This is a genomic window from Streptomyces uncialis (genome assembly GCF_036250755.1).
Classification (GTDB): Bacteria; Actinomycetota; Actinomycetes; order Streptomycetales; family Streptomycetaceae; genus Streptomyces; species Streptomyces uncialis.
Map to the genome: position 1 here is coordinate 918,990 of NZ_CP109583.1, position 18,393 is coordinate 937,382.

The window sequence follows — 18,393 nt, forward strand, 5'->3', positions numbered from 1 at the left end:
CGGGGAACTGTCCGGTGCGGCAAGGCGCATGATGGGTTCGAACGAGGCCAATTGGGACGCCCGTACACCCGTCCATCTCGCCAGCGGATTCTACGGGCTGGCCGACGGGCTCGATCCGGCCCGCTGGTTCGCCCCGTTCGAGTGGGACGACCTCGGGCCGCTGGACGGGCGGGATCTCGTGCACCTCCAGTGCCATCTGGGCACGGAGACCCTCGCGTTCGCCGAGCGGGGCGCCCACGCGGTGGGGCTGGACCTGTCGGGCGCGTCGGTGCGCGCCGCGCGGGACATCGCGGCCCGCGCGAAGGCCGACATCCCCTATGTCCAGGCGAATGTGTACGACGCGGTCGAGGCCCTGGAGGGGCGGCGGTTCGACGTCGTGTACACCGGCAAGGGCGCGCTGTGCTATCTGCCCGACCTCGACCGCTGGGCCGGGACGATCGCCCGGCTGCTGCGGCCCGGCGGACGGCTGTACGTGGTGGAGTTCCATCCCCTGCTGAACGCGCTCGGGCCGAAGCCCGGTGCGGACGAGGGACCCGAACTCCTGCTGCGGCACGACTATCTGGGCGGCCGGGGCGCGGTGCTCCGGGACGCCCGGTACACGTACACGGACGGCCCGGCCGTCTCGGGGGCGACGGACAGCTACGAGTGGATGCACGGCCTCGGTGAGATCGTGGACGCGGTCGTCGGCGCGGGGCTGCGGATCGAGACGCTGCGGGAGTACGACGAACTGCCCTGGCCCCGCTGGCCGGACATGGCACGGACACCCTCCGGCTGGTGGCGGCTGCCCGAGGACGCGCCGCGCGTCCCGCACATGTTCGCCCTGCTCGCCTCCGCTCCCTGACCCGCCTCCGGACGTGTCCCCCCGCGATGCCGCGCGCCGGGGGCACGTCCGGTGGCCCGTACACCGGTCGCTACGATCTTCCCCGGCGGCCGGGCCGCACGAACGGCCGGCCGGAACCACGGGCCGCGGGTCCGGCGTCCTGGCGGGGGAACCCGTGGGGTGGCCCCGGCCATCCGCCCGGTGACCGGGCTCGGGGCGAACGGTGAGGGGACACACGGGGTGACCGAGGGGCTGGGGCGGTTCGGCGAGGACGGCCGGGAGCGGGCGGCGGAACCCGGTGCGCTGGGCCGCCGGATCAGCGCGCGGCGCCGACGGCGGGCCCTGTTCGCAGGAGGCGTGGTCGTGGCGCTGCTCATCGGCTGGGGCGCCGCGGAATGGGTGCGGGACGGCGGGCCGTTCGGCACCGAGGCGCGCCACTGCTGGGATGCCTGGGCACCGGACGACGCGCCCTTCCTCTCCGACGCGTGGCTCGGCGAGGCGGGCCACCGTACGGGCACCTCGGAGGGGCCCGAGCGGGGCGAAGGGGAGTGCACGGTCTCGATCGCGTCGAGCGACCGCGACGACCTGCGTTCCGAGATCGAGGTGGTCTACGGTCCTGCCCCCGAGGGCGCCGACGAGCGGTTCGACTGGCTGCTGGAACACCTCGGCGGTACGGCGGTCCCTGTCCCGGACGGGCTGCCCGGTGCGGTCACGGCCGAATCGGGGCTGCTGGTGCTGCCGGAGCGCTGCGACAACGCCGACGGCCGTCCGACGACCGTGTCGCTGACGGCGAAGTCGACGCGGAGCTGGAACAACGGGCGCCGTGCCACCTCCTCCGGGCTCGGCGGGGTGGACCGGGTGGCGCGGCTGCTGGTGGCGGCGGCCGACGCGGCGATGGACCGCGCGGGCTGCGGCGGGCCGCGCCAGGAAGTCCGGTCGCCGGTGCTGAACCTGCCGGAGGACGCGGAGAAGGTGTTCTGGTCGTCCGCCTCGTCGCTGTGCCGGATTCCCGGACTCGCGGTCGACAAGGTGACGGCTGATTCCCTGGGCGACCAGCGGGTCGGTGTGGTCGGCCCGGAGCTCCAGACCTGTGTGGTGACCCGTCGGCACAGCGCGGAGCCGTATCTCTCGGCCGTCATGGTGGCGCGGCCCGGGCTGATGCGGCTGTTCGAGGGGCTGGCGGGCGACGGCGTGCCCGCGCCGGGGTGGCGGGGCACCGGTTCGCTCACGGGGAACCGTCAGGTCGTCCGTACCGAGTGCGGGGACCGGCGGATGGGGTTCCTGATGGCGGGGACGAGCGAGGAACAGGCCGCCGCCTTCGCCAACTCCGCCGCCGACCGGCTGGGTTGTGCCGCGGTGGCGCCGCGCCCCTGACCCCCGTACCGACCCGCCCGACGAGATCCGTCCCGTGTTCCGACTTCCCCTGGGGGACCGCACCATCATGGCCGACGTACCGCGCACCGGGGGTTCCCCGCTCACCCCCGTGACACCGTCCGACGGGCCCCGCCGCCGGTGGCATCCGCGTGGGCTGCTGCGCGGCGCTCCGGGTGCCGCCCTGATCGCGGCGGTCACCGGTGCGCTGCTCGGTGCGGGACTGACCGCGTGGGGCTCGGGATCGGGGCCGTTCGCGCGTTCGGCGGCCGACTGGTGCGGGGGCACCTTCGCGGACGGTGATGTCGAGCGGCTGTTCCGGGGGGTGGGGGATGTCCGGCAGGCCGAACTGCCGCTGTGGGAGGGGCGGCGCAGCCTCGCGGGACCGGCCGGGACCTGTCGGCTCACCACGGAGAACTGGCAGGTCACCGTGCGGGTGCACCGGTTGGACACGGAGTGGACCGGTGAGGGGCGCTGGGCGAACGAGTTCCTGGCCGCGCGGCTGAGCCCGCTGGGCGGCGGCCTGCTGGGGATGGCCTCGGACACCCGGGCCTGGCTGGCCGTGCCGGACGGCTGCGAGGGCAGGCCCGGCGAGGGTGAGGGGCCGACCGTGGTCGACATATCCAGCGGTTCGGCCGGTCCCCGCGACGATGTCGACGTGACGGACCGGGCCGCGCTGGCCCGGTCGGTGGTCCGCGCGGTGAACGGTCTCCTCGCCGGGGAGGACTGCGCGGGCAGGCTCGCGGACCCGGTGAAGGGCCTGCCCGAGCCTCCGGAGCACCAGGCCGAGGCGCCGGACGCGCTGTGCGGTGTGAAGGGGCTGCGGCTGCCCGGGAAGCGGGAGTTCGACGAGAGGCGTCCGCTGATCACCCGGGGCGCGGGCCCGGTCCGCACCTGCGACCGGGGCGAGAGCCCGCGGCGGCCCGGTCTGCGGCTGATGACGGTCACGGACCCACGGCTCGCGCGGGTCTTCGACCGGCTCGTCCGGTCGTCCGGCGCCCCGGTCCGCCATGAGCGCGGGCGTGGGGTGCTGCGTGCCGACCTCGGGGCGTTCCAGGCCGACTGCCCCACCGGTCCTGTGGTGTTCCTGGTGGCGGCGGACGACGGGGACCGGGCCGCGGACATCCGGGCGGTGTTCCCGGGGTACGTGCGCGCCGAGGCGGAGCGGGTCGGGTGCGGGACGGTCAGGGTGACACTGCCGGGTCCGGCGGCGTCGGGGTGACGCCGCCGGGTCCGGCGGTCCGGCCCTTGGTTCCGGTCGAGGGCTCCCGGCCCCGGGCTGGGCCGGGGGCGGGAGCGGGGCGCTTCAGGCGGGTTCCCCGCGGTAGGTACCGAAGGCCCAGGCGTTGCCCTCCGGGTCCTCGACGGTGAACCCCCGGCTGCCGTAGGGGCGGTCCTGGATCTCGCGGGTGATCCTGACGCCCGCGTCCGCGAGCCGCCTGTACAGGGCGTCGACATGGTCGGTGACGACGTACGCGCCGGCCGTGCCGGGCCTGAGGGTCACGGGGCTGTCCGGGCGGTACGACCCGAGCATGACTCCCCCGCCCTCGGGCCAGTCCAGCTGGGCGTGTTCGACGATCTCTCCGTCCTGGTACACGGCCGTGCGGCGGAAGCCGACGGTGCCGACGAGGAAGTCGATCAGCGCGGGCGCGTCGTGGGCCTGGAGGGTGAGCCAGACGCCCGCGTCCTGCCGGGTCCCGGTGGCGGCGCGGACGGCCTCGCTCTTGGTCTCGTGGATGCTCCGGTTGCTGTTCATGCCTCCCACTGTGCTTCGTACCGATGGGCACCGGCTTGGATATTCCGGCACTCCTCGGCGAGCCACGCGGTGGGGCTGACCCCGGTGTACTGATGGAAGTCCCGGACCAAGTGGGAGTGGTCGAAGTAGCCGCATCCGGCGGCCACCCCGGACAGGTCCAGCGGGCCGCCGCCGGCCGCGCGGACCACCGCGGACCGGGCGTGCTGGAAGCGCATCATGCGGGCCGCCTGTTTGGGGCTCAGCCCGGTCTCGGCGCGGAACAGCGTGCCCAGTCGGCGCGGTCCGAGCGCCACATGACGGGACAGGCCCTCCAGGGTGCCGGCGCCCCGGTGCCGGGCGAGCCATGTCCACGCCTCGGCGACCTCGGGCCGCACCGCGCGGTCCGGGTGTGCGTCCGCCGCGCGGCGCCGGAGGTACGCGGCGAGCAGGGCGAACCGCCGTGCCCAGTCGTCGGTCCCGCGCAGCCGGTCGCGTATCTCGGCGGCGCGGGCGCCGAGCACTTCCGCACCGGGGATCACGGACGGGGTGGCCAGGGCCCCGGCGGGCAGGCCCAGCAGGGCGCGGGCGGCGAGCGGATGCAGATCGAGCTGGATGCCCTCCTCGTGCGGGGGCTGCTCCAGATACACGGGTCGCTGGTGCAGTCCGCCGACGACGATGTCGGTGCGGATGGCGTCCGCGGACCGTGCCTGACCGGCGCACCGCCCACGACGGGTCCGTCGAGGGAGAAGAGCAGCGTCAGGGACGGTGACGGCAGCCCCCGGTGCAGCACGGGCGGCAGTCCTCCGGAGCGGTAGCCGACGGCGGACACGACCAGTCCGCCGAGACCGGCGGCGGCGCCGAGGAGAGGTCCGGCCCAGACGTACTCCCGGAACTCGCCCTCCGGCCCGCACTCGGGACGGGGCACGGCGTCCATGCCTCCAGTATGCCGTCCGGGTGCCCGCCCCGGCCCGGCCACGGAGCCGCTCCGGGGCGGTCGTGAGCGGCCGGGCCGGGGTGGCCGGGTCCGGCCGCGGAGGCCGATGGGGGGTGAACGGATTTCCCGGAACTCCCACCTCAGCGCCCTACACATAAAGAAAAAATGAGAGCACTATGGACATAAGCACTGAAAAGCCGCACACCATGCGGTCGGACGAGCGGAACGAAGGAGAGCGAGTCCCATGGCCGACGTCTCACACCACAGGGCGGACATCACGAGCCACCCTGATGCCTCCGAAATGCGGGCCCGGCACGATCGTGTGCTCGGTGGTCGCGATGTGACGCTTGTGGACGGACCACTGTTCCTCGTGGGTCTGTACTGCGCCATCTCCCCCTGGACGGTCCACTTCGCGAGCAGCCAGTCCACCCTCGCGACCCACAACCTGATCATGGGCGTCGCCATAGCGGCGCTGGCCATCGGGTTCGCCGTCATGCCCGCCAGGATGTACGGGCTGAGCTGGGCCATCTGCGCCATGGGTGTCTGGCTGATCGTCGCGCCCTGGATCGTGGGCAGCAGCCCCGACACCGGCGTCGTCATCAACAACATCGTCATCGGCGCGCTGACGCTCCTGCTGGGACTGGTGTGCACGGGAGCGGCGATGAGAACCGGACGAGGCAAGTCGTAACCCCGCCCCCGGCGTCCCGCGCGCCGCGGTGGTGAGAGCAGAGGCGGTACCGGGCGGGAGCGGTACCGCAGCCACGCGGGAGAACGACCGCCGGCCGGTCCAGCGCAGACGCGGACCGGCCGGCGGCATGTGCGGGCCCCGCACATCGGCCCCCCGCACATCCGCCACACGTACTCGGCTACCGTCCTGAGCATCCGCCGGGACATCATCCGGCGGACCGGGCCCCGTGCCCACCGCCCGCCCTGGACCGCTCCAGCCGTCCGGGCCGGTCCGACGAAGGGACTTGGCCGCGCATGAACGTCGGTGACACCGTCGAGGACTTCACCCTCCCCGACGAGACCGGAACCCCCCGCGCCCTCTCCGAACTGCTCGGGGACGGGCCCGTGGTGCTGTTCTTCTACCCGGCCGCGATGACGAGCGGCTGCACGGCCGAGGCATGTCACTTCCGGGACCTGGCCGCCGAGTTCCGGGCGGCGGGCGCCCGGCCGGTGGGGATCAGCGGGGACCCGGTGGAACGCCAGCGGGAGTTCGCGGAACGTCACACCCTCGGCTACCCGCTGCTCGCCGATCCGGACGGCACGGTCCGGACACTGTTCGGTGTGAAGCGGGGGTTCTCGCTGGCGCCCACCAAGCGCGTCACCTTCGTGATCGGCACGGACCGTACCGTGCGGGAGGTGGTCCGCAGCGAGCTGCGGATGAGCGCGCACGCGGACCGGGCGCTGGCGGCGGTACGCGCGTCACGGGCCTGACACCGGGACCTGCCCGGGTCCGGCCCAGCGGCACGCGTCAGCTGCGGTCTCCGGGCGCGGGCGGGCCGTCTCAACGGTCCCGTCGCCGCAGCCGTGCGGCGGCCCGGGCGACGGCGCCGTCCTTCGTCCGCTCCGGCTTGGACAGCCGTGGCCCCGGATGCACGGGACCGTCGGGCACCGGGCGGGTGTCGGTAGCCGAACGGGCGGCTGGCGCCTTACCGATGTCCGGTGCCGAACGGGTGTCGGGTGAGGTGTGGTCGGCAGGGGCCGCGGGGGCCACCGGTACGGTGTCGGGTCCCGTCGCGGGGCGCGTCCCGTCATCGGTGGCGGCGGGTGCCGTGCGGCGGGCCAGCGCGTGATGGTAGCGGCGGGAGACCCGTCGGCCGAGCAGCAGATACGCGAGGAACGCGCCGCTCGTGTTGAGGATGACGTCGTCCACGTCGAAGGCGCGGCCCGGGACGATGGCGCCCTGGACGAGTTCCACCAGGCTCATCACGGCCGCGGTGAGCAGCACCATCCGCAGCATCCGCAGCCGCCGGGGCACCAGCAGCGGAAGCAGCAGGCCGAACGGCGCGCCGAGCAGCAGATTGCCGCCGAGCTGCTTGCAGGCGGCGAGGAAGGTGTAGTCCTCGGCGTACTGCCGCAGCGAGTGGCCGGGCCGCAGATTGGCTCCGGCGATGGATTCCGACGCGGGGGACGGGGTCAGGGTCAGCCGTGCCAGGACGGCGGCGAAGGCGACCAGCCCGAGGAACGCCGCCGTCGCGACCAGTACCCGCAGCAGGACCCGTCCACGGGGGACGGGCGCGGGCACGTCGAGGGAGGGGGGCGGGCTCTTGCGGGGTTCACTGATTGCCGTCACGGGGTCCGTGTGCCCCTGGATGTGGCGAGTACACGGGCGGACACGGAGCACGGGGGCGTGCGAGGGGCGCGTCGGCCCGGTGCGCGCCACGCGCCCCCGGTGTCCGGGAGGCGGGTTCAGGGGTCGATGAGTCCCGCGCGGATCGCGTACCGGGTCAGCTCCAGGCGGTCCTTGAGCCCGAGCTTCTGGAGCAGGTTCGCCCGGTGGCGTTCCACCGTCTTGACGCTGATGACCAGCAGATCCGCGATCTCCTTGGAGGTGTGCCCCTCCGCGACCAGTTTGAGGATCTCCTCCTCGCGGTCGGTGATCGCGCGGACGGGCAGCCGCTCGCCCTGGCGGACGCGGTCCAGATAGCCCCGGACCAGCGCGGGGACCGCGCCGGGATGCACGAACGGCTCGTCGCGCATCGCGGCCCGGCACGCCTCGACCAGATCGCGGTCGACCACCGACTTCATCACATAGCCGCTGGCGCCGACCTTCAGGGCCTCGAAGAAGTACTGCTCGTTGTCGTACATCGTCAGGAAGAGGATGCGCAGCGCGGGGAAGCGCCGGGTGAGTTCCCTGGCGGCCTGGAGGCCGGTCATCCGGGGCATGCCGATGTCGAGGATCGCGAGGTCGACGCCGGTGGCGCGGGCGCGGGCCACGGCCTCGGCGCCGTCACCGGCCTCCGCGACGACCGTGAGGTCGGGTTCGCTGTCGAGGATGAGCCGCACCCCGCGCCGGACCAGGGCGTGGTCGTCGGCGAGGAGGATACGGGTCGGGGCGCGGCCGTGCGCGGCCGGGTGGGGGCCGCCCGGCGCGGGGCGCGCCGGGGGCGGGGACCCGGGGCCCGGTGGCCGCCGGTCGCGGCCCGGTGGACCGGGCGGGGTGTGCGGTGGGCCGCTGCGGGCGGCGGGCGCGGGGTGGGCGGGCCGGGTGCGCGCGTTCGGCGCGGACCGTGTCACCTGGAGGTTCATGAGGTGATGCCCTCCGCCTCGTCGTGGACCCTGAGCAGCACTTCGGTGCCCGTCGCGCCCTGGCGGGGGCCGACGACCAGTTCGGCGCCGATGAGCAGTGCCCGCTCCCGCATGCCCCGGACGCCGGCACCCTCGGCGGCGGAGCCGATGCCCCGGCCGTCGTCGATGACCCGCAGTTCGACGCGGTCGGAGACCCGTCGCAGTTCCAGCGTGACGTGGGAGGCGTGAGCGTGCCGGGCGACATTGGTGAGGGCTTCCTGGGCCACCCGGTACACGACGAGTTCGGTCTCGTGGCCGAGGGAGGGCGGCGCCCCGGGGTCGTCGTCGCCGGGGGCGGGGAAGCCGGTGACGCGGGTGCGTACCCGGACGTCATGGGCGGGGAACTCCGCGGCGAGCGCCCGCAGCGCGCTGACCAGTCCCAGTTCGTCGAGGACACCGGGGCGCAGCCGGCGGGCGATCCGGCGGATCTCGTCCAGGCTGCCCCGGGTGGCATCCTGGGCGAGTGTCACCTCCTCGCGCAGTTCGCCGGGGGTCCGGTCGGCGACCCTCTTGAGCTGGAGGAGGACGGCGGTGAGGGTCTGGCCGACCTCGTCGTGGAGTTCCTGCGCGATGCGCTGCCGTTCGTCCTCCTGCGCGGACAGGACCCGGGCGGTGCTGCTGGCGCGGTCGTGTTCGAGGCGGTCCAGCATGGTGTGGTAGGTGCCGATGAGTTCGGCCATCTCGGCAGGTCCGGTGGCGGCGGGACGGCCGCCGGGGCGCAGCAGGTCGGCGGTGGCCATGGCGCGGCTGAGCCGGCCGAGCGGGGCGAGGCCGATGCGCAGGATGAAGGCGCTGACGGCCAGCATGAGGCCGAGTCCGGCTACTACGGCGAGCGCCTCACCTGGGCGGACGGGGGTGGAGACGGTCACGGGTCCCAGCAGCAGTACGGCGGCCACGACCAGCATGGCGGCGTTCAGCAGGAAGATCCGCCAGAACAGCGACACGCTCCCGATACCCTCTCTCGTACATGGCGGGGCGGTGGTGCCACCGCCGCGGACCCGCGGCGCGGACCTCTCCCCCACCAGTGTCACCCGGCGGACGGGAGACCGTCCATCCGTGCTGACACCCATGTCGGGCGACCGGTGCTGATGGCAGCATGGGGCGGCTCCGCGGAGCACTCACGGTGACCGGGCCGTGTCCGGACGGGCCGTGCGGCGGCGTCCGGACGGCCCGGTCGGTGCGGCCCGGTGACCGGCATGATCGACTTGGTCGGCCCGGTCGGTGACCGGTGTGACACGAGACAGCGACACGACGACACGAGGGGGGACAGGCCATGCCTGCTCCACGGATGCGTACGACGCCCCTGCCCGGGATCGGCGTTCAGTACGACCTGACCACACGGGAACACCGACATCTGTCGGTGGTAGCCCATCGAGACGGCACCCGCACGGTGAACATGTACCACGCGGACGACCCGGACGCCTGCGCGCATTCCATGCATCTGACGGCTCCCGAGACGGCGTCCCTGATCGACGCCCTGACCCCGGAGCACCACAGCCCGAGCGTGCTGCACACCACCGATCTGGGCCTGGTGGCCGAGCGTCTGGAGGTGACGGCGGTCTCGCTGTGGAACGGCCGGGTGCTCGGCGACACGCGCATCCGCACCGACACGGGCGCGTCCGTCGTGGCCGTGCTGCGGCGCTCGGGGGCGGTTCCGTCCCCCACCCCCGACTTCCGGCTGGCCGGCGGGGACACCCTCATCGTCATCGGCACCCGTGAGGGTGTCGAAGCGGCGGCGACCATTCTCGGGCAGGAGTGAGAGCGTGCATTCTGCGGTCCTGTTGATCGAATTCGGTGCGATCATCCTCGCTCTGGGGCTGCTCGGTCGGATAGCCGGCAGACTCCGGTTCTCCCCGATACCCCTCTATCTGCTGGCCGGGCTCGCCTTCGGGCAGGGCGGGCTGCTGCCGCTCGGGGCGAGCGAGGAGTTCGTGGCGACCGGGGCCGAGATCGGTGTGATTCTGCTCCTGCTGATGCTGGGGCTGGAGTACACGGCCAGTGACCTGGTGTCGAATCTGAAGACGCAGTATCCGGCGGGCGCCGTGGACTTCGCGCTGAACGCGCTGCCCGGCGCCGCCGCCGCGCTGCTGCTCGGCTGGGGTCCGGTGGCCGCGGTGGTCCTCGGCGGGGTGACCTGGATCTCCTCGTCCGGGGTGATCGCCAAGGTGCTCGGTGATCTGGGCCGGGTCGGCAACCGTGAGACGCCGGTCGTCCTCAGCATCCTGGTGCTGGAGGACCTGGCGATGGCGGTGTACCTGCCGATCGTCACCGCGCTGGTGGCCGGGGTGTCGCTCGCGGCGGGCAGTGTCACGCTGGCGATCGCGCTCGGGGTCGCCGGTCTGGTGCTGTTCGTGGCCGTCCGGTACGGGCGCATCATCTCCCGGTTCGTCTCCAGCGACGATCCGGAGAAGCTGCTCCTGGTGGTGCTGGGTCTGACGATCCTGGTGGCCGGTATCGCGCAGGAGCTCCAGGTGTCGGCGGCGGTCGGCGCGTTCCTGGTGGGTATCGCCCTGTCCGGGGAGGTCGCGGAGGGCGCGCACACGCTGCTGAGCCCGCTGCGGGACCTGTTCGCGGCGGTGTTCTTCGTCTTCTTCGGTCTGCACACGGACCCGGCGAGCATTCCGCCGGTGCTGCTGCCCGCGCTCGCGCTGGCCGTGGTCACCGCCGGGACGAAGATCGCCACCGGTTACTGGGCGGCGAAACGCGCCGGGATCGGGGTCAAGGGCCGCTGGCGGGCCGGTGGCACGCTCGTGGCGCGCGGCGAGTTCTCCATCGTCATCGCGGGTCTGGCGGTCACCGCCGGGGTCGAGCCGCAGCTCGGCCCGCTGGCCACGGCGTACGTCCTGATCCTTGTGATCGTCGGTCCGCTGACCGCCCGCTGGACCGAGCCGGTCGCGGCCCGGGTCACTGCGTGGCGGCGGGCCCGCCGGGACGGTGACGGCCCCGCCGGCCCCGCTCCCCAGGACGCCGTCGGCGCACGTCCGGAGACGGTGGAGAAGGTTCCCCTGTCGAAGCGGCAGGGGCCGGTGGAACCCTCACCGGTCGTGGACTGACCGCTCCCCCTGGCGCCCGCCCCGGTATCGCACCGGGGCGGGCGTCGTGCTGTGCGGGCTCCGGTCAGCGGGCGTGTCCGAGGACCGGGTAGTGGTCCGACAGATCGGTGTACGTGTACGTGGTGCCCCAGCTGGTGACGGTCCAGGGGGCGGAGCGTTCCGCGACGACCTCGTTGGTCCAGCCCTCGGGGCGGGCGTTGTCCGCGCGGAACAGGACATGGTCGAGGTTCTCGCGGGGGTCGTCGGGGTAGCGCTCCCGGGCGATGGAGTTGTCCCGGGTGTCGAAGGAGTACGGGTGCCCGGTGTGTTCGGCGGGGGCGAGACCGGCGTCGGTGAGCATCGAGGCGTACTCGGCGGAGTGCGAGTCGACGTTGAGGTCCCCGGCGACGACGACCTGTTCGGAGGCGGGGATGTCCTTGGCGTCCAGGAACCTGTCGAGTTCCCTGAACTGGCGGGCGCGGACCTGGGCGGCCTGTCCGGGGGTGCAGCCCGGGTCGGTGGACTGGGCGTGGGTGCCGACCACATGGACGGTGCTGCCGCGGACGTCGAGCGCGGTGTAGACGAAGCCCTTGTTGGAGAACCAGTCGCCGCCGCAGGCGTCCTTGTAGACGTACTGCTCCTTGCGGACGACGGGCCACTTGCTGAGGACGGTCACCCCGCCGTCCTCGGGTGTGGTCGCGGAGTAGGCGCCGCCGGTGGCGTCCCAGCCGCCCTTGCCCCGGCCGAGGACGGGGGTCCGGTGCGGGTACTCGGCGGACGCGGCCCGCTGGAGGGCGCCGGAGGCGGTGTTGTCGAACGCCTCCTGCACCACGACGACGTCGTTGCCCCGGAAGGAGGCGGCCCGGGGCAGGGCGGCGGCCCGGTGGTCCTGGCCCCAGTTGGGGTACAGCCCCCGGCTGAACAGGAACGCGTTGTACGTGGCGATCCGCAGCTCGGGGGCGGTGTCCGGCGCGGGCGCGGCCGTGGCGAGGGGCGCGGCGGCGCCGAGGGTCGCGCCGACGAGGGCGGTGGCGAGAAGGGCGCGGGAGCTGCGGCGGGATGCGGTGCGCGGCACGTGGCTCACCTTTCGGGAGGGGAGGCCCGACCGGCCGGGGCGGCGGTCGGCACCGGGGGGGGTGAAAGGGGGATCGCCGCGCAGTCAAACAGCCGGAGGTTACTTCCGGGTAGCCCTCCGGGCAAGAAAGAGTGGGGAGGTGTTGTGCAGCCGTTCCCCTGTGCTGCTGTTTCCAGGTGCGGCCCGTTCCCGTGTGCTGCTGTTCCCCTGTGTGCGGCCGGGGCGGGGCGGGGGCGGAAGCCGGTCAGTGCGGGGATATCCGGCGGTAGGCCGTGCGGGCGCTGGCCACCCGGGCGACGGCCGTACCGGCGAGCGCGGCGCCGAGGAGCAGGGACATCCGCAGCAGATCCACCGAGCTGTCCCAGGTGAGCACCCCGGCCGGGGGTATCCCGAACGCGTTGAAGAACAGCCAGCACAGCCCCGCGGTACCCGGCGCGGCCGTCACCCGGGCCCGGGCCCCGAGCAGGGCGGCGAGCGCGGACAGCGCGACGAAGTGCCACAGGGGTTCACCGGGGTCACCGAACTGGTTGAGCGCTCCGACCAGCAGGCCCGACCCGAGGAGGGCGCCGGACCACACCAGTGGGGTCGCCGCCGGTTCGGGTACCGCCCTCGCCCCGGCGCTCACCAACCGCCACTCCACGTGTCCGCCCCTCCTCAACGGTTCCCCTCGCGCGAGTATCGGCAAGTAGCTTACGGTCATGGTTCTCCAGATCAGCGCGACCAATCCCGAGCATCCGACGCTCCTGTTCGACCTTCCCTGGGACACCCCCCTCGAACACTGGCCCGAGGAACATCTGGTGTCCCTGCCCCGGGGAATCTCCCGGCATGTGGTGCGTTACGCCCGCGCCGGGGACGAGGTGGTGGCGGTCAAGGAGCTGGCGGCCCGTCCGGCGCTGCGCGAGTACGAGCTGCTGCGGGTGCTGGACCGGGTGGGCATACCCGGCGTCGACCCGCTGGCGGTGGTCACCGGGCGGGCGGACGCGGCGGGTGAGCCGCTGGAGCCGGTGCTCATCACCCGCCATCTGAAGGGTTCGCTCCCGTACCGCTCGATGTTCGAGACGACGATGCGGCCGTCCACGATGGGACGGCTGATGGACGCCCTGGCGGTGCTGCTGGTGCGGCTGCATCTCGCGGGGTTCGCCTGGGGCGACTGCTCGCTGTCGAACACCTTGTTCCGCCGGGACGCGGGGGCCTTCGCGGCATATCTGGTGGACGCCGAGACCGGCGAGATGCACGAGCGGCTGAGCGACGGCCAGCGGACGTACGACATCGATCTGGCCCGGGTGAACATCGCGGGCGAGCTGATGGACCTGGAGGCGTCGGGGGCGCTGCACCCCTCGGTCGATCCGATCGAGTTCGGTACGACGATCTGCGCGCGGTACGGCGAGCTGTGGACCGAGCTGACCCGGCAGTCGGTGTACCCGGTGGACAAGCGGCATTACATCGACCGGCGGATACGGCGGCTCAACGACCTCGGGTTCGATGTCGCCGAGATGCAGATCAGCCAGGGGAACGAGGGCGACACGGTCACCTTCGTGCCGAAGGTCGTCGACGCGGGCCATCATCAGCGCCAGTTGCTGCGGCTGACCGGGCTGGACGCGGAGGAGAACCAGGCGCGGCGGCTGCTGAGCGACCTGGAGAGCTGGATGGCGACCCAGGACGACTACGCGCCGGGCGACCCGCTGGGCGCGCGCCCCGAGGTGCTGGCCCACCGCTGGGTGCGGGAGGTGTTCCGGCCGACGGTCCGGGCGGTGCCGCTGGAGATCCGCAAGCAGCTGGACGCGGCGCAGATCTTCCATGAGCTGCTGGAGCACCGCTGGTTCCTGTGCGATCAGGCCCAGCACGATGTGGGGCTGGAGACGGCGACGGACGACTACGTGGCCAACTGGCGTCCCCCGGCGGCCGAACAGAGCACCGCCGCCCCTGCCGGGTAGGGGCCCGGTCGGGTACGGGTCCCGGTCAGGTACAGGTCCCGGTTGGGCACGGGTCCCGGTTGGGTACGGGTCCCCTGGCCAGGGCCTTCCCCGACCACCCGGCCGGGCGGACAGGTGGTCAGGAGGCGGCGCGCAGCAGGCGGAGCTGACCGATCTCGGTGACGTTCTTCATCAGCTCCGCGTTCACCCAGGCCAGCAGATGGGCGACCTTGTGGTCGGGGCCTGCGTGCCAGAGGGAGGGGGCGGCGGCGTCCAGGTCGCCGTCGGTGAGGGTGTCGAGGTGTGCCGTCCACTCGTCGCGCAGGGAACGCAGCCGGGCGACGGCGGCGGCTCCGTCGCCGGGCCAGGTGACCGTCGTCCGGTCGCGGGGCGCCCGGCCCTGGACGTGGTCGAGCGCGGTGGACCACCACCAGTCGATGTGCCAGGTCAGCCAGCCGATCGTGGGCACGGGGACGGGGTCGGGTTCGGTGTCCGCCCAGTCGGGCACCCAGGTGCCGTCGGCGGTGGGCCGGACGGTCCAGACAAGGGCTGCGGGCTCGGCCAGGAAGTCGGCGGGCTCCAGCCGCTCCAGGTGGTACTCGAAGAGGGACCAGGTCAGGTCGAACTGCCAGCGCAGCAAAGCGTTTCGGGTCACGTTCACCGGCCGACTCAAGCAGACGGGGCGGGTGGCGGGGAAATGGTTTTCGGGAGCGGCCGCATCGCGGTCGCCGCTGCCCGGCCCGCGTACACGGCCCCGCCCCGCGCGGCGGGGTTCGTCACGCGAATCCGCTGCCGCTGTCCGGTTCGACGAGATGGACGGCGGCCTCCTCGGCGGACGCCGCCGCGCCGTCGATGCCGACGTCCTCGGCGACGAGGTCTCCTACCGGGTTCTCGTGCGCCCCTTCGCCGGGGGCGACCAGACGGCCCGCGCGGGTGTCGCCGACCTCGGCGTCCCGTGGTTCGCCGTCGGTGTCCAGCGCGTCCCCGATGCCGTCGCCCTCGGGCTCGGAGACATCGGGGAGTTCCTCCGCGAGGCGTTCGTCGAGGGTCTCGCCGCGCAGTTGCTCGGCGAAGGTGAGTCCCTCGCGGTCCACGGCACGTGGCCGGTCGGGCGGTGAGTACCCCCGGTCGAGGGGGTCGTCCACGTCCTCGGCGACCAGGGTGTCGGACGCGTCCAGCAGCCCCTCGTCGTCCTGCACCTCGGAGCCGTCGGGCTGGTACACGTCGTCGCCCCGGGCGTTGTCGCGGTCCATGTCTTCCATCGTCCTCCCGCGCCCCCGTTCCGCAAACCCGCGCGGGGAAGCCCTTCCGGTTGCCCGGTTCCGGCTCCCCGGCCGCCGCGGGCGGTTCTACCGTCCGGTGAGGCGCCGTCCCACGACCGGCGCCACCAGCAGCGCCACCGCCGCCAGACCGGCCGCCTGCCACGGCAGCGCGCCCGGCCCGGCGCGCTCCAGCAGCAGGGCGCCCGCCGAGGAGCCACCGGCGATGCCCACGTTGTAGACGGTCGCCTGGAGGGCGGTGGCCACCTCGGCGTCCCGGGGGCCGGAGACGGCGACCAGCGCGGTCTGGATCAGGGTCGGAGCCGCGCCGAACGCCGCGCCCCACACCGCGACGCCCGCCACCAGGGCCGCCGGGACCTGCCCGGTGGCCCCCAGGAGCGCGAGGCTTCCGGCGACCGCGCCGAGCGCCCCGACCAGCCCCGGCCGCAGGAACCGGTCGGCGATCAGTCCCGCCGTCCAGACCCCGGCCAGCGTGCCGCACCCGAAGACGAACAGGAGCGGTCCGGCCGCGCCGAACCCGTGGTGCGCGGCGAAGGGGACGAGATACGTGTAGAGGGTCTGATGGCCGAGCAGCAGGAACAGCGTCACGCACAGCACCGCGGGAACACCCGCCGTGGTCGCGACCCGGGACAGCGGCATCCGCTCCGCCTTGCGGGTCCCGGGCAGATCGGGCACCCCGAGCCGGACCCACAGCAGCAGGACGGCGGCGACGGCGGTGAGCCCCGCGAACGCGGCACGCCACCCGACCAGCGAGCCCAGCGCCGTGGCGGCGGGCACTCCGGCGCACAGGGCGACGGTGATCCCGGCGAGGACGACGGCGATGGCACGTCCCCGCAGTCGCGGCGGCGCGAGCCGGGCGCCGTATCCGGCGAGCATCGCCCACATCGTGCCCCCGGCCGCGCCCGCGAGGAGCCGCGCGGCGAAGGTGAGGGGGTAGCTCGCCGAGAGCGCGGTCACGGCGTTGGCCAGCGCGAGGACGGCGAGCGCGGCGAGCAGCACCGTACGGCGGGGCAGCGCCCGCAGGGCGGCGGTGAGCGGGATCGCGGCGAGGAACGAGGCGACGGCGTACCCGGTGACGAGCAGCCCGATACGGCCCTCGGGGACGTCCAGGGACCGGCTCATCGCGGGCAGCAGCCCGGCCGGGAGGAGTTCGGTCAGCACGGCGGTGAAGGCGGCGGTGAAGAGCGCCAGCAGGGGCGGCCAGGGCAGCCGGGGGGTGGCGGGGCCCGCGAGCGGGACGCCGCCGGGGCCGTCCGCCGGTGCGCCGCCGCCGGCCATGGCACGGGGGGAGGTGGTCATGCGACGATGCTCGGACCTTCACATCGATGTGAACGCAAGTGTGACCTGGGTCACATTTCAGGGTCGAGGGTGCCGAGGGGGACGATGCGGATCGGGGAGCTGTCCCGGCGTACGGGCGTCCCGGCGAGGATGCTGCGCTACTACGAGGAGCAGGGGCTGCTGCGGCCCGCACGGGCGGCGAACGGCTACCGGGTCTACGGCCCGGCGGCGGAGCACACCGTGCGCCAGATCCGGGGGCTGCTGGACTCGGGGCTGACGACCGGGATCATCGCGCGGGTCCTGCCCTTCCTCGACCGCCCCGACGGCATCCTGATGCATCCGGACTGCCTCACCCGCGAGACGGCGGACCTGCTGCGCGGCGAGGCCGACCGGCTCCAGCAGCGGATCGACTGCCTGTCGGGCAACCGGGACGCGATCCTGGCCTATCTGACGGCGGTACGCGCCCGCCAGGAACGCGAGCGGCGTCCGGCCGGCCGGCGGTCCCCGCCCGCCGGGGACGGCTGAGGCCGACGACGGGCGCCGGGGGCCGATCCGAGGCGGACGGACCCGCCGCCGGGCCGGTCGCGGGCATACCCTGGAACGCGGGGACGCTCGGACGTCAGGGGGTCCTGATGATCGCGGAACTGGTGGGAGCGGCCGTCGCGTGCGCCGGTGTGGCGGGTGTGTACACGGCCGCCGCCGCGCGGGTCGTCAAGCAGTACGAACGCGGTGTGGTCTTCCGCCTCGGCCGTCTGTACGGCGGGGTCAGGGGCCCCGGGTTCACCATGGTGCTCCCGTTGGTGGACCGGCTGCGCAAGGTGAACATGCAGATCGTGACGATGCCGGTCCCCGGCCAGGAAGGCATCACGCGGGACAATGTGACGGTCCGGGTGGACGCGGTCGTCTACTTCAAGGTGATCGACGCCGCCAACGCGATCATCCAGGTCGAGGACTACCGCTTCGCGGTGTCGCAGATGGCACAGACCTCGTTGCGCTCGATCATCGGCAAGAGCGATCTCGACGATCTGCTGTCCAACCGCGAGAAGCTCAACGAGGGCCTGGAACTGATGATCGACAGCCCCGCGGTCGGCTGGGGCGTGCAGATCGACCGGGTGGAGATCAAGGACGTCTCCCTGCCCGAGACGATGAAACGCTCCATGGCACGCCAGGCCGAGGCCGACCGGGAGCGCCGGGCCCGCGTCATCAACGCGGACGCGGAGCTCCAGGCGTCGAAGAAGCTCTCCGAGGCGGCCAAGGAGATGTCCAAACAGCCGGCCGCCCTGCAACTGCGGCTGCTCCAGACGGTGGTGGCCGTCGCCGCGGAGAAGAACTCCACCCTGGTCCTGCCGTTCCCGGTGGAGCTGCTGCGCTTCCTCGAACGCGCCCAGCGCGACCCCGCCCCGCCACCCGCGGCGCCCTCGCCGCCGACGGCCGCGGTGCCCGTGACCGACGGCGGTCCTGAGGACACGCCCGCGCTGGCGGAGACCCCGCAGCCGCCGGGCATCCCCGGGCCCGAGGCTCCGGACCCCGGGGCGGCGGAGGACCCCGGGCCGACCGGGCTCACCGCCCCCGGCGGGCCGGAGCCGTCCGCGCTGCCCGATCCCGCCACGCCCTCCGACGACGAACCCCCGTCAACCGCCCCGGACGACCCGGGCCGGTGACAG

The 18,393-nt window shown here is 73.6% G+C and carries 20 protein-coding genes; 10 read left to right on the forward strand and 10 right to left on the reverse strand.

The window, feature by feature from the left end:
- The first annotated feature begins 28 nt into the window (after positions 1-28).
- From OG711_RS03465 to OG711_RS03475, 3 genes are all read left to right on the forward strand, one after another.
- Positions 29-841 carry a class I SAM-dependent methyltransferase gene (locus OG711_RS03465; RefSeq protein WP_329563590.1) on the forward strand — a complete coding sequence of 271 codons (813 nt, stop codon included), beginning with the start codon at positions 29-31 and terminating at the stop codon, positions 839-841.
- A 159-nt stretch (positions 842-1,000) separates the two neighbouring features.
- Positions 1,001-2,194 carry a hypothetical protein gene (locus OG711_RS03470; protein ID WP_329558346.1) on the forward strand — a complete coding sequence of 398 codons (1,194 nt, stop codon included), beginning with the start codon at positions 1,001-1,003 and terminating at the stop codon, positions 2,192-2,194.
- Positions 2,195-2,228: 34 nt separating this feature from the next.
- On the forward strand, positions 2,229-3,413 hold the full coding sequence (locus OG711_RS03475) for a hypothetical protein (protein WP_329558347.1): 1,185 nt from the start codon (positions 2,229-2,231) through the stop codon (positions 3,411-3,413).
- Positions 3,414-3,497: 84 nt separating this feature from the next.
- Here OG711_RS03475 and OG711_RS03480 read toward each other — a convergent pair whose 3' ends face one another.
- Entirely contained in the window at positions 3,498-3,947 is a 450-nt protein-coding gene (locus OG711_RS03480) for a VOC family protein (RefSeq protein WP_329558348.1), read from the reverse strand.
- Positions 3,944-4,573 (reverse strand): AraC family transcriptional regulator, encoded by a 630-nt coding sequence (locus OG711_RS03485; RefSeq protein WP_329558349.1) that lies wholly within the window; start codon positions 4,571-4,573, stop codon positions 3,944-3,946. The genes OG711_RS03480 and OG711_RS03485 overlap by 4 nt, the downstream gene beginning before the upstream one ends.
- A 531-nt stretch (positions 4,574-5,104) precedes the next feature.
- Between OG711_RS03485 and OG711_RS03490 the strand changes: the two genes are divergently transcribed.
- Both OG711_RS03490 and OG711_RS03495 read left to right on the forward strand, forming a co-directional pair.
- Complete coding sequence (locus tag OG711_RS03490; RefSeq protein ID WP_073786297.1) at positions 5,105-5,548, forward strand: SPW repeat protein; 444 nt, start codon at positions 5,105-5,107, stop codon at positions 5,546-5,548.
- A gap of 293 nt (positions 5,549-5,841) precedes the next feature.
- Positions 5,842-6,297, forward strand: a complete 456-nt coding sequence (locus tag OG711_RS03495) for a peroxiredoxin (protein WP_329558350.1) — start codon at positions 5,842-5,844, stop codon at positions 6,295-6,297.
- Positions 6,298-6,367: 70 nt separating this feature from the next.
- Here the strand turns inward: OG711_RS03495 and OG711_RS03500 are convergent, their stop codons facing one another.
- From OG711_RS03500 to OG711_RS03510, 3 genes are all read right to left on the reverse strand, one after another.
- The gene (locus OG711_RS03500) at positions 6,368-7,108 is read right to left on the reverse strand and encodes a VanZ family protein (protein WP_399503972.1); all 741 of its coding nucleotides are present in this window, start codon (positions 7,106-7,108) and stop codon (positions 6,368-6,370) included.
- 164 nt (positions 7,109-7,272) lie between these two features.
- Positions 7,273-8,112 (reverse strand): response regulator transcription factor, encoded by an 840-nt coding sequence (locus tag OG711_RS03505; protein ID WP_329558351.1) that lies wholly within the window; start codon positions 8,110-8,112, stop codon positions 7,273-7,275.
- The gene (locus OG711_RS03510; protein ID WP_329558352.1) at positions 8,109-9,095 is read right to left on the reverse strand and encodes a sensor histidine kinase; all 987 of its coding nucleotides are present in this window, start codon (positions 9,093-9,095) and stop codon (positions 8,109-8,111) included. The genes OG711_RS03505 and OG711_RS03510 overlap by 4 nt, the downstream gene beginning before the upstream one ends.
- Before the next feature lie 329 nt (positions 9,096-9,424).
- Here OG711_RS03510 and OG711_RS03515 point away from each other — a divergent pair, with 329 nt between their 5' ends.
- Both OG711_RS03515 and OG711_RS03520 read left to right on the forward strand, forming a co-directional pair.
- A complete protein-coding gene (locus OG711_RS03515; protein ID WP_073786306.1) occupies positions 9,425-9,910 on the forward strand; it encodes a cation:proton antiporter regulatory subunit in 486 nt (161 codons plus the stop codon).
- Between the two features lie 4 nt (positions 9,911-9,914).
- Positions 9,915-11,204, forward strand: a complete 1,290-nt coding sequence (locus tag OG711_RS03520; protein WP_073786308.1) for a cation:proton antiporter — start codon at positions 9,915-9,917, stop codon at positions 11,202-11,204.
- Between the two features lie 64 nt (positions 11,205-11,268).
- Here OG711_RS03520 and sph read toward each other — a convergent pair whose 3' ends face one another.
- Together sph and OG711_RS03530 are read right to left on the reverse strand one after the other, a co-directional pair.
- Positions 11,269-12,258: a sphingomyelin phosphodiesterase gene (gene sph / locus OG711_RS03525; RefSeq protein ID WP_329558353.1), complete on the reverse strand. Its 990-nt coding sequence runs from the start codon at positions 12,256-12,258 to the stop codon at positions 11,269-11,271.
- 244 nt (positions 12,259-12,502) lie between these two features.
- Positions 12,503-12,898, reverse strand: a complete 396-nt coding sequence (locus tag OG711_RS03530; RefSeq protein WP_245876709.1) for a hypothetical protein — start codon at positions 12,896-12,898, stop codon at positions 12,503-12,505.
- Positions 12,899-12,956: 58 nt separating this feature from the next.
- Here OG711_RS03530 and OG711_RS03535 point away from each other — a divergent pair, with 58 nt between their 5' ends.
- Positions 12,957-14,192, forward strand: coding sequence for a DUF4032 domain-containing protein (locus OG711_RS03535; RefSeq protein ID WP_329558354.1), 1,236 nt, complete (start codon positions 12,957-12,959; stop codon positions 14,190-14,192).
- Positions 14,193-14,310: 118 nt separating this feature from the next.
- Here the strand turns inward: OG711_RS03535 and OG711_RS03540 are convergent, their stop codons facing one another.
- The 3 genes from OG711_RS03540 to OG711_RS03550 all read right to left on the reverse strand — a co-directional run bounded on the left by OG711_RS03540 (position 14,311) and on the right by OG711_RS03550 (position 16,750).
- Entirely contained in the window at positions 14,311-14,832 is a 522-nt protein-coding gene (locus OG711_RS03540; protein WP_266505231.1) for a DinB family protein, read from the reverse strand.
- 115 nt (positions 14,833-14,947) lie between these two features.
- Entirely contained in the window at positions 14,948-15,424 is a 477-nt protein-coding gene (locus tag OG711_RS03545; protein ID WP_073786320.1) for a DUF5709 domain-containing protein, read from the reverse strand.
- Between the two features lie 96 nt (positions 15,425-15,520).
- Positions 15,521-16,750 carry an MFS transporter gene (locus tag OG711_RS03550; protein WP_266505235.1) on the reverse strand — a complete coding sequence of 410 codons (1,230 nt, stop codon included), beginning with the start codon at positions 16,748-16,750 and terminating at the stop codon, positions 15,521-15,523.
- An 84-nt stretch (positions 16,751-16,834) separates the two neighbouring features.
- Here OG711_RS03550 and OG711_RS03555 point away from each other — a divergent pair, with 84 nt between their 5' ends.
- Together OG711_RS03555 and OG711_RS03560 are read left to right on the forward strand one after the other, a co-directional pair.
- The gene (locus tag OG711_RS03555) at positions 16,835-17,254 is read left to right on the forward strand and encodes a MerR family transcriptional regulator (protein WP_329558355.1); all 420 of its coding nucleotides are present in this window, start codon (positions 16,835-16,837) and stop codon (positions 17,252-17,254) included.
- A gap of 107 nt (positions 17,255-17,361) precedes the next feature.
- Positions 17,362-18,390, forward strand: a complete 1,029-nt coding sequence (locus tag OG711_RS03560) for a slipin family protein (protein ID WP_329558356.1) — start codon at positions 17,362-17,364, stop codon at positions 18,388-18,390.
- The last annotated feature ends 3 nt before the right edge of the window (positions 18,391-18,393 follow it).